This window comes from Thermococcus sp. SY098 (assembly GCF_035621495.1).
In the GTDB taxonomy this organism is placed as follows: domain Archaea; phylum Methanobacteriota_B; class Thermococci; order Thermococcales; family Thermococcaceae; genus Thermococcus_B.
The window spans coordinates 618848-635706 of record NZ_CP141821.1; the positions used below are offsets into that span (position 1 = coordinate 618848).

Sequence of the window (16859 nt, forward strand, 5' to 3'; positions counted from 1 at the left end):
TTCAAACACCCAAAGCATTTCTCTGTCTTGCTCTTTCGAGATACTCCATTGCCTTCTCCAAGCTCAAGCTGACGACCCTTGAAATTCCCTCTCTCATCGAAACACCGATTATCTTTTCAGCATTTGCCATCATAACATCTCTGAGAGTTATAACTATAAACTGACTGTGCTGTGATGCCTCTTTTATTAAATCAGCAACTCTCTTGACATTTGCGTCATCAAGGTGTGCATCAATCTCGTCAAAGAGATAGAACGGGGCTGGCTTATATCTCTGGATTGCAAAGACGAATGCCAAAGCCGTCAAAGCTTTCTCTCCACCGCTCATTGCTTCGATTCTCTTTACCTCCTTTCCAGCAGGCTTTGCTTCAATTTCAAGACCTCCACTGAATGGATCATCTGGATTCTCAAGGATTAATCTTGCAGAACCTCCTGGAGAAAGCTTGGCAAACAGCTCCGAAAAGTTCCTGGCTATTGCATTAAGCGTCGTCATGAAGACATTCTTCTTCTGAGCTTCAATCTCATCTATGAACTCCAATATGCTTTCCTTCTCTGCCTCAAGTCTTTCTCTCTTTGACTTAAGCTCCATGTATCTCCTTTCGACAATTTCAAAGTCCTCGATGGCTTTCATGTTAACTGGCTCAAGCTCCTTGATTTCCTCTTCCATCTGATCAATCTCTTCCCTCAGCTTCTCAAGGTCAAGTGGGATTTCCTTTACGAGCTTTGTATCATGGTGCTTAAGCTCTCTGTTCCTCTCTTGAAGCTGGGCATTATACTGGGCAATCTTAATCTTGAGCGTATTTGCCTCAATCCTAAGCTCCTGCAGTCTGTTATTGAGCCTGTCTTTCTCCTCTCTAAGCTGGATTATCTCTTTCTTCAACTCCTCTCTCTTATCCCTTAATGCTTTAAGCTCCTCTCTGACTTCACTCTCTTGCTCTTCTAACTTCTTCAGCTCTTCTTGAAGCTTTGCTATATCCTCTTCGTTCTTCGCTATGCTCTGCTTGAATGCATTAATCCTGTTCACAAGCCCTTCAATTTCCTCCTCAAGATCCGCCTTTCTTGGAAGTAATTCTTCGTTAATTCTCACATCAAGGCTTTCGAGCTTTGATTCAACTTTGCTTAACTCTTCCCTGAGCTTGCTTATTTCATGTTCAACTTCCCTAATCTTTTGGTTAAGCTCCCTCGCCTCTGGATTATCTAAAGCCTTCTTTAACTTGTCTTTCTTCTTTTCCAAGCGCTCAATCTTTCCTTTGAGCTTTGCAAGCTCGCCTTTTGTATCATAGATTTTCTTTTCAAGAGCTTTAATCAGCTCTTCACTCTCTTTAATCTCTTCACTTAGAAGTTTGTCTTCTTTCAGCAATCTGTCCATTTCCTTTTGGAGAACATCTAAATCCTTGCTGACGTTGCTCTTCTTCATCCTGAGCTCAAAGAGCTCTCTCTCAAGACCTCTGTATTCAATCTTTAATGCATTAATCTCAGACTCAAGTTTCTCCTTTTCCCTTTCAAGAGCTTCTACCTTCTTTTTCAGCTCTTCAGTGTTTACAGCCAATCTTGCCCTGGGCTTATAGTAACCGCCAACTATGGCACCGCTCTTTTCAAGGAGTTCCCCACCAAGTGTCACCATTCGAACTTTTCCTATTCCAACACCCCTTGCTTCGTCCATATCATTGACTATCAGGGTATCACCAAGGGCAAAAGCAACTGCATTATGGAACTTGGGATCATACTCCACAACATCCATCGCTGGAATTCCAAGAGGAGCTTCCTTAAGGGAACGGGGCTTTATTTTATTTAAGGGCAAGAAGGTCAATCTTCCAAGTCTATTCTCTTTTAGGAACTTGATTGCTTTCTCAGCTACTCTATCATCCTCAACAATGACATTATCTGCATGAGAACCAAGGGCAACATCAATGGCAACAAAATAATTATCATCTTTGATCCTGATTAATTCGGCCAAAGATCCGTAAACTCCTGGAATGTTTGCTCTCCTTAAGGCTTCAAGTGCTTTATTTTTGCTTACTTCTCTCTGAGCCTCTGCTCTAATTAACTCTTGTTTGGCTTTTTCCAGCTCTGGAATGACTTTTTGGAGTTTCTGCTGTTTTTCCTCAAGTTCCTTTTCGACTTTTCTGAGTTGTGATTCTCTCTTTTGCATCTTGCCTTCTATTTCACCAAGCTCAGCTTTTTTTTCATCAATCCTTGTCTTAAGATCTGCTATTTTGTTTTTCAGGGTCAATCTCTTTGCATTATTTTGAACAATTTTGCTTTTCAGTCTCTCTATCTCCTCCTCAAACTTCTTTATGTCACTTTCCTTCATGTAAAAGTCGCGCTTTGCATTTTCAAGCTCTTCTGTAACCTTATCAAACTCCTGCTTTGCTATAGTGAAGTTCTTATCAATTTCGCCGAGTTTTACAATTAATTCATTTCTTTCTTTCTCTTTCTCTTCTATCTCCTTAAGCAGCTTTTCCTTTCTCTTGCTCCACCTCTGTATTGCAGACTTGCTCTTTTCGATTTCTTCTGAAATTCGTTTAAGCTCTTCTTTGCTCCTTATGAGTCTTCTCTGGCTTTCTTCAATTTCTTTCTTGGCAAGCTCAATATTTTTCTTAGCCATCTCTATCTTTGATTTTACATCACTTATTTTTCTTGTAAGCTCTAAGATGCCATCTTCACTCTTCTCCTCCAGCTCTCTTTCTATTTTAGCCAGCAGGTTTTCTTTTTCAAGTATCCCCTTTACAATTTCCTTTAATTTATCCTCAACCTCTTTAGCTTCCTTCTCTATCTGTTTGTCTCTTTCTTCACTTTCTTTAATGAGCTTTTCAAGCCTTTTGATCTCTCCTACAAGGAGAGTAACTTTGGCCTTTTCTAACTTCTCTTTCAAGTCCAAGTACCGTAGTGCATCGTTTCTTTCTTTCTCCAGCTTGTCCAATTGCTTTTTCACTTCGTGTATAAGCAAATCTACCCTTGCAAGATTTTCTTCAGCCTGCTTGAGTTCTTCCATAGCTTTCTTTTTCTTTGCATCATATTCTGCAATTCCAGAAATCTCGTCAATTATCATTCTCCTCTCTACAGGACTCATCTTGATGAACTTTGTAATATCACCCTGAAGAACTAAGTTATACCCTTCTGGAGAGATCATTGCGGCACTCAGAATGTCGAGAATGTCGCTTCTGCTTGTCCTTTTACCGTTAAGCCAGTACGTACTCCTCCCGTCAGGATACACTCTTCTCTTTATAACAACCTCATCCTCATCCACTGGGAAACCTCTGTCTTCATTGTTAAAGTAAATCGTCACTTCAGCATATTTGGCAGGAGGCTCCTTTTTTGTTCCTGCAAAGATTAGGTCGCTTATTCTTGTAGCACGCATAGCCTTAGCAGAAAGTCCTCCCAGAACAAAGAGAATAGCATCACCGATATTGCTTTTACCACTGCCATTGGCGCCTACGATCGCTGTAAATCCTTTAGAAAAGGGTACAACAACTTTCCTGCTGCCATATGATTTGAATCCTTTCATTTCGAGTTTCTCAATATATGGCATCTCATACACCTAAGGGGAAAGATTGGATATGAGGTTATATATAAGTTACTGAGGTGCAAGAAGAATCGAAAAGCACTATCCTTCCACAATTCGTTTAAGAAGAGCAACGGTTTTATCATCAAGCCCCTCACTAATACTAACAATAAATCCTGAGTTATTCAAAAGTGCTATGTCTCTAAGCTTCCCTGTAAATCTTAACGTTGCTTCAAGACCTTGCTCCATCATCAGATATTCAAACGCATCCAAGACTATTATTGGTGATTCTTTCTTTATTATTTCCCAAACTTTTTGTTCAATAACATATAGATCTGTGGGAGAAACAGCGTTGGGATGGTCTATCTTGCTTATCCAGATATAGAAAGTTGCATTGTCATTTACAGTTGGAGGTGTCCTGGTAATTAAAATCTTCTTTTTATGAGAAAATTTCTTTAAGAGATTCCGCATTTTGGAATAGTGAACAACTTGAAAAGGAAGCTCTTCCTTCTCAAACTTCACGTTAGCAGACATCATATCTTTAAGCATTTTAAACATCACTCATCCCCCAAGATATGGGTCCCAAGATATTTACTGATTTTAGTCTTAGGAGTCCCGTACTTATTAGAACAGTGTATACCGAAAATGTAACCACTTTACTGATATCTGATTTGACTTTAAATTTATAAAGTTTTGCCTTATTTTTATGTGAAAATATGACCAAAAATATAGGAAAAGGTACAGAAATCAGTTATAACCCGTGGTTAATTATTCCGTTCTTTCACATAATTCCAACAAAACTCCATTGACACTTTTTGGGTGGACAAACGCTATTTTTGCACCACCAGCACCAATTCTTGGCTTTTCATCAATCAGCCTAAATCCTTGCTCTTTAAGCCTCTCCAAGTGCTCTTCGATATTCTCAACACCAAGAGCAATGTGATGAATTCCCTCTCCTCTCTTGGCAATGAACTTTGATATCGGTGAATCTTCGCTTGTCCCTTCTAAGAGTTCAATTCTGCTTTCGCCGACTTTAAACACAGCAACTCTGACTTTCTGCTCCGGCACCTCTTCAATCTCAGCAACTTTCAATCCAAGACTTTCCCAGAGCTTAATTGCTTCGTCTAAATTTTTAACGGCAATTCCTATATGATCAATCTTCTTTATCATATCTTCACCCCCAGAGTTTCTTTCAAAACAACTTCAGCAGCAGAATAGGGATCCATTTCCCTTTTCACGATTTTATCAATAAGTTTTGAAAGTTCTTTATCCTCCAGCTTTTCACTAATTTTCCTTGCAACAGAATCAGAAACAATTGTTTTTACTTCCTCTTCTGCCCTAAACTTCTTTTTCTTCTCAATTTCTCCGCTCTCTTCAAGGAACTTTCTGTGTCTTTTTATTGCTTCCCATAGGTCTTTAATGCCCTTCATAGTGACAGCCACAGTTTCAACAATCGGTGGCCTCCAGCCTCTCTTCTCCCACTTCTCCTTTTCAAGGTCAAGCAGTAGGTTGAGCTCAAAGAAAGTTGCATCTGCACCTTCCTTATCAGCTTTGTTTATGACGAATATATCTGCAATCTCCATTAAACCTGCTTTGATTGCCTGGATATCATCTCCTAATCCAGGAACTGTGACTAACACTACGGTGTCAGCTGTTTTGACGATATCAACTTCAATCTGTCCAACACCAACAGTTTCAACAAAAATAACGTCACATCCATAGGCGTCAAGGACTTTAATGGCATCATTCGTTGCCTTGGCCAAACCTCCGAGTGATCCACGAGTAGCCATACTCCTTATGAAAACTCCGGGATCAGTCGAGTGGCGTTGCATTCTAATCCTATCACCAAGCAATGCTCCACCAGTAAATGGTGAGGTTGGATCAATGGCTATGACCCCAACTATTAATCCCTCATTACGAGCTTGTTTTATAAGTTTGTCAAGAAGGGTTGACTTTCCAGAGCCTGGGGGACCTGTAATCCCAATGATGTAGGCTTTTCCAGTATACTTGTAAATTTTTTTGACGATTTCGCGAGCCATTTCTTCATCATTTTCAACCAAAGTAATTAACCTTGCAGTTGCTTTTTTGTCTCCCGTGAGCATTCTCTCAATTAGGTTGTCAATCATTGGCATCACTTGGTTTAATTATCCAGCCTTGAAATATAAAGTTTATTAACCCCCTCTGAACTTCTTAAGTTTTGGGACGTTCTCATCAATGAAATTGATTATCTCATTAATTGGACTTCCCGGGCCAAAAACTTTTGCAACTCCCATTTTTTCAAGTTCTTGGGCATCATCTGGAGGAATAATGCCCCCAGCAATCACAAGAACGTCTTCATTTGGCTTAAGTCCCTTCTCTTCAAGTAGCCTGAGTATCTTCGGAATTAGAACCATGTGAGCTCCAGAAAGGATGCTGATTCCAAGAACATCAACGTCTTCTTGGATAACACTCTCAACAATCTGTTCAGGCGTTTGTCTAATCCCGGTATAAATGACCTCAAAACCTGCATCTCTCAAAGCTCTTGCAATAACTTTAGCACCTCTATCATGACCATCCAAACCGGGTTTAGCTATGAGAACCCTAACTTTCGAGCGCTCAACCATTCTCCACCACCAACTTTCCTAAAGCACAGATAGTATTTAAATATTGTCAAAACTAAAGGTTTAACTTTACATTGGATATTTTATCCAGAACTTTGAAAAGTTTGAGGTTTACAAAACTTAAATTATTTACGTCCAAAACAGAGCGATAAACAAAATACACGAATTTCATTTCTAACGTAAAGCTCTACAAATATTCACCAAATTCTGACTCTAAACCAAAAAACATTTAATTGAGCAGAGTGCTAAAGTATGAAGGTTTTTAGGATGATAGATATACATACACACACCCAATATTCTGATGGCATTGGTATGATTGGAGATAATGTTGCTGAAGCCGAGAAAAAGGGACTTAAGTTAGTCGGCATAAGTGATCATGTCCACTATTTTACTCCCAAAAGACTCAATACATACATATCGGAAATTCGACAGATAAAGAAAGATAGTGAAATTACTGTTCTGGCTGGAATTGAGGCTAACATTCTCGCAACAGGCGTTGATATAACCACAGAAATGGCAAAAAAGCTTGATTATGTTATTGCTTCTGCCCACGTATGGCTTGATCCTGGAGGGATCGATGCGTATCTTGATCTAATTAAAATAGCAATCCGAGACGAGAATGTGGACATAATTGGACATTTTGGTAATGTTTTTCCCTACATCGGGTACCCAAGCTATGAGGAATATCTGGAAATTGTCAAGCTTGCTGAAGAGTACGGCAAAGCCTTCGAAATCAGCTCCCGCTATAGAGTTCCAGAGCTGGATTTCATTAAGCTATGCATTAAAAGGGGAGTTAAACTGACATTTGCAAGCGATGCTCATATGCCCAGTGACGTAGGAGCTATTAGGTGGAGCGAAAAGGTCTTCAAAAAAGCTGGTGGAACAAGGGAAGACCTACTCTTCTCAGAATTGCTTTAAGGGAAATCCTAACTTTTTAAGCTCGAGCACAACTTTAATTGGCAAGCCAACGACATTATAAAAATCCCCATAAATCCACTCTATAAAAATGGCGGCTTTCCCTTGAATAGCATAGGCTCCAGCTTTGTCTAAAGGCTCTCCTGTGCTTACATACCACTCAATTTCTTCCTCACTGAGATCCCTAAACTTAACTTTTGTAACTTCAAAACCTGCAATCTCTTTTCCTTCGTGAATTATGCAGTAACCAGTGATAACTTCATGAATCTTCCCGCTTAATAGCTTGAGCATTTTCTCTGCTTCTTCTTCATTTTTAGGCTTTCCAAGGGCTTTGTTCTCAAGGACAACTATTGTATCAGCTCCGAGAACAGTACCCCCCGTTCTGTTGTACACTTCCCATGCTTTCTTCCTTGCAACTTCAACTGCCTTTTCTCGTGGGTTTTCCGTAATAACACTTTCATCAGCGTTGCTCGGCACTACCTTGAAGTCCTTAAAGAATCTCTCCAAAATTTCCCTTCGTCTTGGACTTTGGGATGCTAATATGAACATCGAAAGGGACTTAAGAACTTAGGATAAAAACCTTTCGGGCGATGATGACAATTTCGCTAGCTGAAGGTGATGACTACCCTCGCAACTGAGCTTTTCAGCTTCTTTTAATTTCTTTCAATGACTTCTTTATCTCCTCAACATCTCTTTCAATCGTGGAAATTTGGCCAAAGAGTCTTTCAATCGTCTTGAGAACTAAATATATCAACGCCAACAAAAATGTCATATTTCCGATAAAGAAGATATCGTTCCCTATTATCAAGCCAATGACCATTAAGATTAGAGAACCAATAGCCAGAGACCAGAAAATTTTATCCTTCCACATATTACCACCAGAAATTAAAAACACGAGAAATTTTAAAAAGTTTTCCAAATGTTAAAAACATTAAAATTCAAAGGGAAGCCCAAATTTCAATTCCCGCTTCCAGCAGACGTTTAAGCTCCCTTCCAATTGGCGTGTTTTTGCTCACCTTAACTATGCCCTTCTTTGATGGCGTTGCTGTGAACACATACTGCTCCCCACCGAAGAACTTCAAAGGCTTCTTTGCGTAATCTGGTGAAACTCTCAGAACAATCTGCTTCTTCTTTTCTTCTACCTCAACCGGTATCCTCTCTTTTGGCATCTCCTTCATCTTCTCTTCAAAGCTCCTCACATCAATGCTTATGCCAAGTCTCTTCTCAATTTCTGTAATCCTCTTGCCTTTCTTTCCAATTATTGCAGGAATATCGAACTCATCTGCATAGATCACCGCTTTGTGCGGGCTCACAAGCTCAACCTCAGTATAAACGTCGGGTAAGAATTTCTTTATTTCTTGCTTTAACCTCTTCTCAGCCAGCTTCATTGCAGGCGGCTTTTCCTTCTTTTTCACTGGAACAACACTTATCTCCTCGCCGTATGTGTAGATCTCATATTCAAGTTCTCCTGTATCAAAGTCTCTAACTTCAATTACTGGTCTCGCCAGGTCCTCTTCGGTCATCCCAGTTGGCACTTTAACTTTATACTCGAGGGTAAGAACCTTATCAACCCTTCCCGCTTTGATGAAGATCACCGTGTCCACTATCTGGGGGATCATGCCTAATTCAACCCTTCCAATAAAACGCTGGATTGCATCTATGGGCTTAGTTGCGTGAACCACACCGATCATGCCAACACCGGCTAATCTTAAATCTGCGTAAATTTTGAAGTCACTTGTCTTTCTCATTTCGTCGAATATTGTGTAATCAGGTCTAACCAAAAGCAGAACATCACCAGTTTTCTCCATCCTGCCACCAAGTGCTGTGTACTGGGTGATCTCCTCACTAACCTGCAGATCTCTTGGTTTTTCCATCGTCTTCACTATTTTACCCATTGAAGCATAGTATTCAGCCAATGCCTGAGCAAATGTTGTTTTTCCCTCTCCAGGAGCTCCTGCAATCAAAATTCCCTCCGCCTTATCAGTCAGCCTCTCCAAGAGCTTTTCGCTCAGCTCATAATCCTCAATGCTGAGCTTAGTGATTGGTCTTACAGCTGTAATTTCAATTCTGTCAGCAAATGGGGGCTTCGCTATTACAATACGATAGTTTCTGAGCTGAACAACGGTCGCTCCTGGTTCATCAAGTTCAATAAAAGACTCTGGATCCCTTTTTGCTCTCTCAACTATATCATCAGCTATTTCCTCAAGCTCCTCATCCGTTAATGGTTCATCCCTAATTGGAACTAAGTGCCATTCCCCGGGCTTTCCTTTCTTGGCTAATGGCTTCACACCAGCCTTAAGGTGAACGCTCATGGTGTGTTCATCAAAGAAGTCCTCCAAACGGTGTTTTACCTCCTTTCTTCCTGTGAGATACACAACTTCAATCCCCTTGGCTATTGCTATATCCCTTTGAACCTGATCGCCGGTAATGAGAACTGCGTTGAGCTCTCTCGCAACTTCTCTCACCATATGGTCTATTTCTCCGGCTTTTGCCCTTCTGATTTGCCAAAGCTCTGGTCTCTCACCATAGAATTCAAGCAAAATTTTGTCTTCATCTGCCATTTTTCTTAGCTTTTTAAGCTCTTCTAATCCCACATGTCCTATTGCTTTACCCTCATTAGCTTGATGCTCAATCTCAGCTATAACCGCCTCTGGAATGACCACCTTAACCTTCTCACCCAGAGTCTCTAAGTATTGAGTCAGTCTCCCATCAACGATCACACTTGTGTCTGCTACAAACACTTTCATAATCTCACCCCACAGCCCGTAATTAAATTGATTTATAATCTTTGTCATTCTCTACGGCTAAAACTTCATAAAGGTTTAGGGACACAAGAAATTAAGGTGGGAAAATTGGGAAGGTTAATCTCAATAACCTCCGGTAAAGGGGGGACAGGAAAAACTACCACAACTGCTAACCTCGCAATTGCCCTTGGGAAGCATGGTTATAAAGTGTGTGCGATCGATGCAGATTTAACGATGGCAAATTTGAGTTTAATTATGGGTTTGGACAACGTTAATATCACAATCCATGATGTACTCGCTGGAGAAGCAAAGATAGATGACGCAATATATACTACCGAGTATGAGAATGTCCATGTTATACCTGCGGCAGTCGACTGGGAGCACGTAATAAAGGCAGACCCAAGAAACCTTCCAAGCATTATTAAACCTCTGAAAAGTAGGTTTGACTTTATTCTAATCGACTGCCCAGCAGGTCTTCAAATGGATGCCATGAGTGCAATGCTCAGTGGGGAGGAAGCTGTAATTGTAACAAATCCAGAAATCTCATGTATAACTGATTCAATGAAAGTTGGGATTGTCCTTAAAAAGGCAGGACTTGCCATTTTAGGGTTTGTATTAAACAGATATGGGAGAAGTGAAAATGATATACCCCCAGAAGCAGCCGAAGAAGTTATGGAGATTCCGCTCTTAGCAGTAATTCCAGAGGATCCGGCAATTAGAGAAGCCACACTGGAAGGAGTCCCAGTTGTGGCATATAAACCTAAATCAGAAGGGGCAAAAGCATTTATGGAGCTTGCAGAGAAGATTACGCGTATAGCAGGCTACAAAGCAAGGGTGATGTATTGATGATTCTAACCTTTGTAGGAACTGCAGGAAGTGGCAAGACGACAATAACCCACACATTTGGAAAATACTTAGAAAAAGAAGGATACACAGTTGGTTATGTAAATTTGGATACAGGGGTTAAAAAACTGCCTTACAAACCAGACATAGACGTCAGGAAAACCATAACTGTCGAGGAGATAATGAAAGAAGGTTATGGGCCCAACGGAGCTATTGTGGAAAGCTACGATAGATTAATGCCACATATTGAAAGATACATCACTAAAATTCTGGAGCTTGAGCAGGGAAAAGATTACGTTCTCATCGATACTCCTGGCCAAATTGAGACATTCCTTTTCCATGAATTTGGGGTTAGACTTATGGAAAATCTTCCAGCGCCCCTTGTTGTATACCTATTTAGCCCCGAGGTTCTAAGAAAGCCCCACGATTATTGTTTTGTCCGTTTTTTTGCTCTTATGATTGATTTAAGGCTTGGCTCAACCACAGTTCCAGCTTTAAATAAAGTGGATTTAGTTGATAATTTGGACAAGCATAAGCAATATCTTGAGGACATGGAGTATCTAACATCCCGTCTAAAGCTTGATTCCTCAACACAGGGGTTGTTGGCGTACAAATTGTGTACATTTTTACCAGATGTCTCTTCACCTGTTCGAATCCTTTATCTATCGGCAAAAACAGGAGAGGGATTTAACGATTTGGAAACTATTGCATATGAACACTACTGCACCTGTGGGGATTTGACTTAGTTCAATCTTGCTCCAGAGTTCCACACGCTTTTTCAGAGTATGCCTTGATTTACTGAAAACGTTTGCAAATAGAAAGGAAAAAGTCTTTTCTATTTTTGGCTATATCTTACCATTCCAGAGGTGAAGAAAATGTGCCTAATAGCGGGAGGAGTGGGAAAAAACCTCAAGGGAAAGATCATCAGCATGATCTTAGCTGGCAAACATAGGGGAAAGGACTCTTTTGGTGTGTGGACTGATGAGGGAGTTTTAAAAAGTCGAGATTTCTCCAAAGTTTATGAAATCCCGAACGGTAATATAGCACTTCTCCAGTGCAGATTAGCAATGACAGGCTCAAAAGAATTCACTCAACCGTTTTACAACGAGTTTGTTCTTGTCCATAATGGAGAGATTTACAATCACGTCCAAATCAGGGAATATCTGGAAAACACAGGAATTTCATTTGAAAGCAACGTTGACAGTGAAGTCATTTTGAGACTTTTAGAATTTTTAATTCATGAAAAAAAGATGCCTTACATTGAGGCAATACAGAAAAGTATGAGAATGTTGAACGGTGATTACGCTGTTGCCTTTTCTAATGGAAGAGAAATTTACCTCTTCAGGGATCCGATTGGAATCAGACCCCTATACTATTCACAAAATGGATTCTTTGCTTCTGAAAAGAAAGTTTTGTGGAGTATTAATGAGAAAGCCATCCCAGTGAACCCTGGTGAAGTTGTTAAAATTTCAAAAGGGAAGGTTGAGAGATTTAAGGTCTTTGATGTCCTTGAGCTTAAAGGCTCTGTCTTCTCTTATGAAACAGCAAAGAAATCTATAATTAAAAGTCTGGAATACTCTGTAAAAATGAGAGTTGGAAAAAAGACTGGTGTGTTGTTTTCTGGAGGATTGGACAGCTCGCTCTTAGCTTTGCTTTCATCAAAGTATTCTAATGTTACCCTTTATGCTGCGGGGGCAGAGGGGAGTCAAGACTTAGAGTGGGCACGCAAAGTGAGTGATATGCTGGGATTGGGGCTGAAGGAATATGTTTTTGACATTAGTGACGTTGAAGAAGTCATTCCAAAGGTGGTCTTTGCTATTGAAGAACCTAACCCCATGAATTTAGCAATAGGAATTCCTCTCTATTTTGCAACAAAACTCGCAAAAGAGGACAACTGCAAACTCCTGCTTAGTGGACAGGGGGCTGATGAGCTCTTCGGGGGGTACTTTAAGTATCTGGAAAATCCAGGGCTCATGGAAAAGGATCTGATTGAACTTGGAGAAAAAAACTTAGCAAGGGATGACAAAATAGCAATGCTTAATAGTGTAGAAGGGAGGTTTCCATTTCTGGATCTAAATGTTGTCAGAACAGCGTTGAGAACCCCCACGGAATTCAAAATAAAGAACGGAATTAGGAAAGCAATTTTAAGAGAAGTGGCATTTGAACTGGGGCTGCCAAAAGAAGTTGCATACAGAGAAAAGAAAGCCTGTCAATATGGAACAAATTCGCAGAAAATACTACAGAAAATTGCAAAAAATAGGGGGATGAAGACCAGAGAATTCGTACACAAAGTATTCAATGAAGTATTTAAACACTGATAAACGATCCTAAACTCTCTTTAACATCTACAGATATACGGAGCCATCAGCTAACACTTTGGTAAACAATTTCAGAGTTAAAGCTACGATTTCATGAAAAAAGCTTAAATATTAGACCTCCGTACAAATTAACGAAGGTGTAAAGTGATGATGAGAAAAAAAGTCTTAACAACATCCTTAGTCATGATCTTCATGCTTTCACTAATCCCAATATCACACGCTGCAGATGTTAACATAGTGATACTTGTGAGTGATAATGAGGCAGATTCAACTTTAGCCGATAGTGTCGCAAACATTATTAATGCTTACGCAGTTATTAAAGTCCCTTGGGGAATCTACAACCCAAACTATTCTGCTGAAGTATTAAAATATGCCCCTGATAAGGTTATAATAATTGGAGGACCCACGGCAGTTCCAATTGATTATGAAAAAGATCTTGAAGAGATGGACATCCCCTTCGAGAGATGGTACGGAAGGAACAGATATGAAACCAATCTGGTGGTGGTTCAAAAGCTTAAGGAAGAATTCCCCGAAGAATTTTCCCAAATAGAGACAGTCTACATTGTACATGGTAGGGATGTCCTTAGCATGCTTATGCAGAGGTGGCTTGATGCATTACCCAATGTAGCTGAGTACAAGTCAATTTGGGTATTTACTGGAGAAGGGTACGAGAATTTAAGCCTTCAAATTCTTGATGAGATACTTGAAGCATCACAGAGACGCCCATGGGTTGAAGTGATAGTAACTTCAAGATGGATTCAGCTGGAGCATAAAAAAGTTCCAAAACCTCTATTCAATATTAATACAGATGAAATTGCCAATTTTCTAAGGAAGAAGGGATATGAAGTAACTGTTGGTAATTATACGCGAGGAACGTACTTTACTATCAAGTATGCAGGCACAGTGGGTCAGGTTGTCTTAGAAACTCTGAAACTTGTGGACAACAAAACGCAAGTAGCAGAAAACTTCCTTGATGGTCTCGATATACCCGAAGCGAAGAAGAGACTCAACATGGCAAAAGAACAGATCACAAAAGCCTGGAAACTTTACAGTCTGGGCAACTATCAGGAGGCTTATCTTCTTGCAGTTGCAGCAAACAGAAATGCTGACTTCGTAATAAGCATGTCCGCTAAAGAGTGGAACAAAATTGCCCAGATGTCTCTGAACTATGCACTTAATAGGGAGGTTTTAAGGCTCGAGGCGAGAATCAACGCACTAAAAATCCTCGGCATTAATACCGAGAGCGTGGAGGAAGTTTTAGCAGAGATAAAATTAGCGATAAAATCCAAAAACTACTCAAAAGCCCTCAAACTTATCAAAGAAGCAAAGGAAGAGCTCAGAGAAATGTTTATCAACGAAAAAAGACGTCTTCCCCAAGTACCACCAGATCACAGAGAAGAAAGAGGAAGACATGCTGAAAATCCAAGACCATAATTGGCATTTAACTAAAACTTTTTAATTTCTTGTTCTTTTATCTGAGCAGAGGATGAAAAGATGAGGATTCTCATGGTTGGGCATTACCCTCCACACACGGGTGGAATTGCCAGACACCTTGATAATTTAGTTAGAGAACTTAGAAAGAGGCACGAGGTACACGTTCTTACATATGGCCCCATAATCCCCAGAAAATTTGAATCAGGATTTGTCCATCAGGTTAAACCTCCGAGTATTTTTGGAATCAGGGGTGTAAGCTTTACGTTTTTAGCCTCTAAAAAAATTAAGGAGCTTCACAAAAAATACAGATTTGATATCATACATGCCCACTATATAGGAACAACAACATATGCTGCAATATTAGCCAAGAAACATGTTAAAGTCCCAATAGTTATTACAGCACACGGCAGTGATCTTGATTTCATGTCCAGACTGCCTTTAGGCACATATTATGTGAAAAAAAGCCTGAGTGAAGCAGATAGAGTTATAGCTGTTAGTCATTATTTAGCTAAAAAGGCACTCTCTCTTGGTGCAAAAAAGGTTTATGTTGTTCCAAACGGAGTCGGGAAACTTCAATACGGCAAGAAGAAGAGGACGTTCACAACATTTATTGGAGCACTGAGGCACTATAAAAGTCCAGAAACAGTGATTAAACTTGCTGAAGTTTTCCCGGATGAGCAGTTCTTAATTGTCGGAGATGGTCCTCTTAAAAAGGTTTTAGAAGAAAAAGCTCCTTCTAATGTCAAATTTTTGGGCTATAGAAGGGATATAGAAAATATTCTTTCGAAAACTAAAATCTTAATCTTGCCCTCCAAACGAGAAGGTTTTGGACTGGTAATAGTTGAAGCAAACGCCTCAGAAGTTCCAGTAATTGGAAGAAAGGTAGGGGGCATTCCAGAGCTAATCCGAGAGGGCAAAAATGGGGTCACATTTGAAAAATTTGAAGAGTTGATTGGAAAGTTTCAAGGAATGCTGACTCCAAAAAAACAGCGTAAAATGGGAAGTTTTGGAAAAAAGATTTCTGAAAAGTATACGTGGAAAACCATTGCAAGACAAATTGAAGAAATTTACAAATCTACACTACACTTTCCTTGAGCTCCCTAATCCTGCTAACAGCTTTGTAAAACTCGTTAATATCGATCTCGTAAACCAATGTTCTACCCTGATATTTTGTTAAGAACCTAACGCTTCCATTCTCATCATCAACTGAGTACTCAACTAAGAGTCTCAGCTTATCACAGACATCGATGAATTCTTCCAAAGACTTCACTCTTACTTCGTCCCCCTCCAACTCCTGCATCTTAACCTCAAGAAAAGGCGTGTTGGGGAATAATCTTTTTAGCTCTCTCATCGAGTATTTAAATGCATAATCTGACCTGTTCACCATGGGAAACACCAAGAGTAATTAATATCATAAGATTAAATAAAGATGTTGGAAGTGAGGGTTATGACAATTGTAATAAATATGAGAGACGGAGTTGATAATAAAAAAATCAAAATTGCCGCAAAGTTCATTAGAGAGGGTAAACTTGTTGCTTTTCCAACTGAGACAGTGTATGGACTTGGAGCCGATGCATTAAACGAGAAAGCAGTTAGGAGAATTTTCGAGGCAAAAGGCAGACCTGCTGACAATCCACTAATTGTGCACATAGCTCGGTTTGAGCAGCTATACGAGTTGGCAAGAAACGTTCCCAGAGAAGCCGAAATTTTGGCAGAGCACTTCTGGCCGGGGCCTTTAACTATAGTGCTGCCGAAAAAAGACAATGTCCCCAAAACTACAACAGGTGGGCTTGATACTGTGGCAATAAGAATGCCCGCTCATGAAATTGCCCTCAACCTAATTAAAGCGAGTGGAAGACCAATAGCAGCACCTTCAGCCAATATAAGTGGTAAACCCAGCCCTACCTTAGCAGAACATGTAGTGGATGACTTTTATGGGAAAATAGAGTGTATAATTGATGGAGGAGAAGTGAAAATTGGAGTTGAGTCTACGGTTTTAGATCTAACGACAAAACCACCTACTCTTCTGAGACCGGGAGGCTTACCCTTAGAGGAGATAGAAAGGACCATTGGAAGAATAAAAATCCATCCGGCTGTAAAAGGTAAAACTGTAGATATTGCAAAAGCTCCGGGAATGAAGTACAAGCATTATGCTCCAAATGCCCAAGTGATTGTAATTGAAGGGGATAGGGAAAAAGTTAAAGAGAAAATCAAGAAGCTTTTGAAAGAGTACAAAAAAAGAGGAATAAAAGTCGGCATTATGGCTACTGGAGATTTTTATGAGGCTGATGCATATGTAAATCTGGGAAATAGTGAAGAGGAAGTAGCGAAAAATCTCTTCAGAGCCCTGAGGGAACTTGATAAATCTGGAGTTGATGTAATCCTTGCAGAAGGAATAGAAGAAAAAGGGCTGGGACTCGCAGTAATGAACCGTCTCAGAAAAGCTGCTGGATACAGAATAGTTAAAGCATAACCCTTTTATCTAATGAGAGATAATGCTTAA

Annotated in this window: 16 protein-coding genes; 7 read left to right on the forward strand and 9 right to left on the reverse strand. The window is 40.0% G+C overall.

The features are described 5' to 3' along the window. Position 1: 1 nt before the first annotated feature. From smc to VFC49_RS03440, 5 genes are all read right to left on the reverse strand, one after another. Positions 2–3529, reverse strand: a complete 3528-nt coding sequence (gene smc / locus VFC49_RS03420) for a chromosome segregation protein SMC (protein WP_324736177.1) — start codon at positions 3527–3529, stop codon at positions 2–4. 75 nt (positions 3530–3604) lie between these two features. Continuing rightward, positions 3605–4060 (reverse strand): DUF835 domain-containing protein, encoded by a 456-nt coding sequence (locus VFC49_RS03425; protein ID WP_324736178.1) that lies wholly within the window; start codon positions 4058–4060, stop codon positions 3605–3607. Positions 4061–4270: 210 nt separating this feature from the next. Beyond that, entirely contained in the window at positions 4271–4672 is a 402-nt protein-coding gene (gene mce, locus VFC49_RS03430) for a methylmalonyl-CoA epimerase (RefSeq protein WP_324736179.1), read from the reverse strand. Beyond that, a complete protein-coding gene (gene meaB / locus VFC49_RS03435) occupies positions 4669–5628 on the reverse strand; it encodes a methylmalonyl Co-A mutase-associated GTPase MeaB (RefSeq protein WP_324736620.1) in 960 nt (319 codons plus the stop codon). The genes mce and meaB overlap by 4 nt, the downstream gene beginning before the upstream one ends. 45 nt (positions 5629–5673) lie before the next feature. Further along, entirely contained in the window at positions 5674–6105 is a 432-nt protein-coding gene (locus VFC49_RS03440) for a cobalamin-dependent protein (RefSeq protein WP_324736180.1), read from the reverse strand. A gap of 249 nt (positions 6106–6354) precedes the next feature. On the opposite strand from VFC49_RS03440, the gene VFC49_RS03445 reads away from it, so the two are divergent. Next, complete coding sequence (locus VFC49_RS03445; RefSeq protein ID WP_324736181.1) at positions 6355–7020, forward strand: PHP domain-containing protein; 666 nt, start codon at positions 6355–6357, stop codon at positions 7018–7020. Here the strand turns inward: VFC49_RS03445 and VFC49_RS03450 are convergent. The 3 genes from VFC49_RS03450 to VFC49_RS03460 all read right to left on the reverse strand — a co-directional run bounded on the left by VFC49_RS03450 (position 7006) and on the right by VFC49_RS03460 (position 9764). Continuing rightward, a complete protein-coding gene (locus tag VFC49_RS03450) occupies positions 7006–7566 on the reverse strand; it encodes a Maf-like protein (RefSeq protein WP_324736182.1) in 561 nt (186 codons plus the stop codon). The two genes, VFC49_RS03445 and VFC49_RS03450, sit on opposite strands and share 15 nt — an antisense overlap. A 94-nt stretch (positions 7567–7660) precedes the next feature. Then, complete coding sequence (locus VFC49_RS03455; protein ID WP_324736183.1) at positions 7661–7888, reverse strand: hypothetical protein; 228 nt, start codon at positions 7886–7888, stop codon at positions 7661–7663. 67 nt (positions 7889–7955) lie between these two features. After that, entirely contained in the window at positions 7956–9764 is a 1809-nt protein-coding gene (locus VFC49_RS03460; RefSeq protein ID WP_324736184.1) for a PINc/VapC family ATPase, read from the reverse strand. A 105-nt stretch (positions 9765–9869) separates the two neighbouring features. Here VFC49_RS03460 and minD point away from each other — a divergent pair, with 105 nt between their 5' ends. From minD to VFC49_RS03485, 5 genes are all read left to right on the forward strand, one after another. Next, on the forward strand, positions 9870–10607 hold the full coding sequence (minD, locus tag VFC49_RS03465; protein WP_013467338.1) for a cell division ATPase MinD: 738 nt from the start codon (positions 9870–9872) through the stop codon (positions 10605–10607). Further along, positions 10607–11350: an ATP/GTP-binding protein gene (locus VFC49_RS03470; RefSeq protein ID WP_324736185.1), complete on the forward strand. Its 744-nt coding sequence runs from the start codon at positions 10607–10609 to the stop codon at positions 11348–11350. The genes minD and VFC49_RS03470 overlap by 1 nt, the downstream gene beginning before the upstream one ends. Before the next feature lie 129 nt (positions 11351–11479). Further along, positions 11480–12922 (forward strand): asparagine synthase (glutamine-hydrolyzing), encoded by a 1443-nt coding sequence (gene asnB / locus VFC49_RS03475; protein ID WP_324736186.1) that lies wholly within the window; start codon positions 11480–11482, stop codon positions 12920–12922. A gap of 147 nt (positions 12923–13069) precedes the next feature. Beyond that, positions 13070–14356 carry a hypothetical protein gene (locus tag VFC49_RS03480; protein WP_324736187.1) on the forward strand — a complete coding sequence of 429 codons (1287 nt, stop codon included), beginning with the start codon at positions 13070–13072 and terminating at the stop codon, positions 14354–14356. 60 nt (positions 14357–14416) lie between these two features. Next, entirely contained in the window at positions 14417–15451 is a 1035-nt protein-coding gene (locus VFC49_RS03485; protein WP_324736188.1) for a glycosyltransferase family 4 protein, read from the forward strand. On the opposite strand, the gene VFC49_RS03490 is transcribed toward VFC49_RS03485, so the two are convergent. Further along, the gene (locus tag VFC49_RS03490) at positions 15432–15743 is read right to left on the reverse strand and encodes a hypothetical protein (protein WP_324736189.1); all 312 of its coding nucleotides are present in this window, start codon (positions 15741–15743) and stop codon (positions 15432–15434) included. The two genes, VFC49_RS03485 and VFC49_RS03490, sit on opposite strands and share 20 nt — an antisense overlap. A 60-nt stretch (positions 15744–15803) precedes the next feature. Here VFC49_RS03490 and VFC49_RS03495 point away from each other — a divergent pair, with 60 nt between their 5' ends. Next, on the forward strand, positions 15804–16829 hold the full coding sequence (locus VFC49_RS03495) for an L-threonylcarbamoyladenylate synthase (RefSeq protein WP_324736190.1): 1026 nt from the start codon (positions 15804–15806) through the stop codon (positions 16827–16829). The last annotated feature ends 30 nt before the right edge of the window (positions 16830–16859 follow it).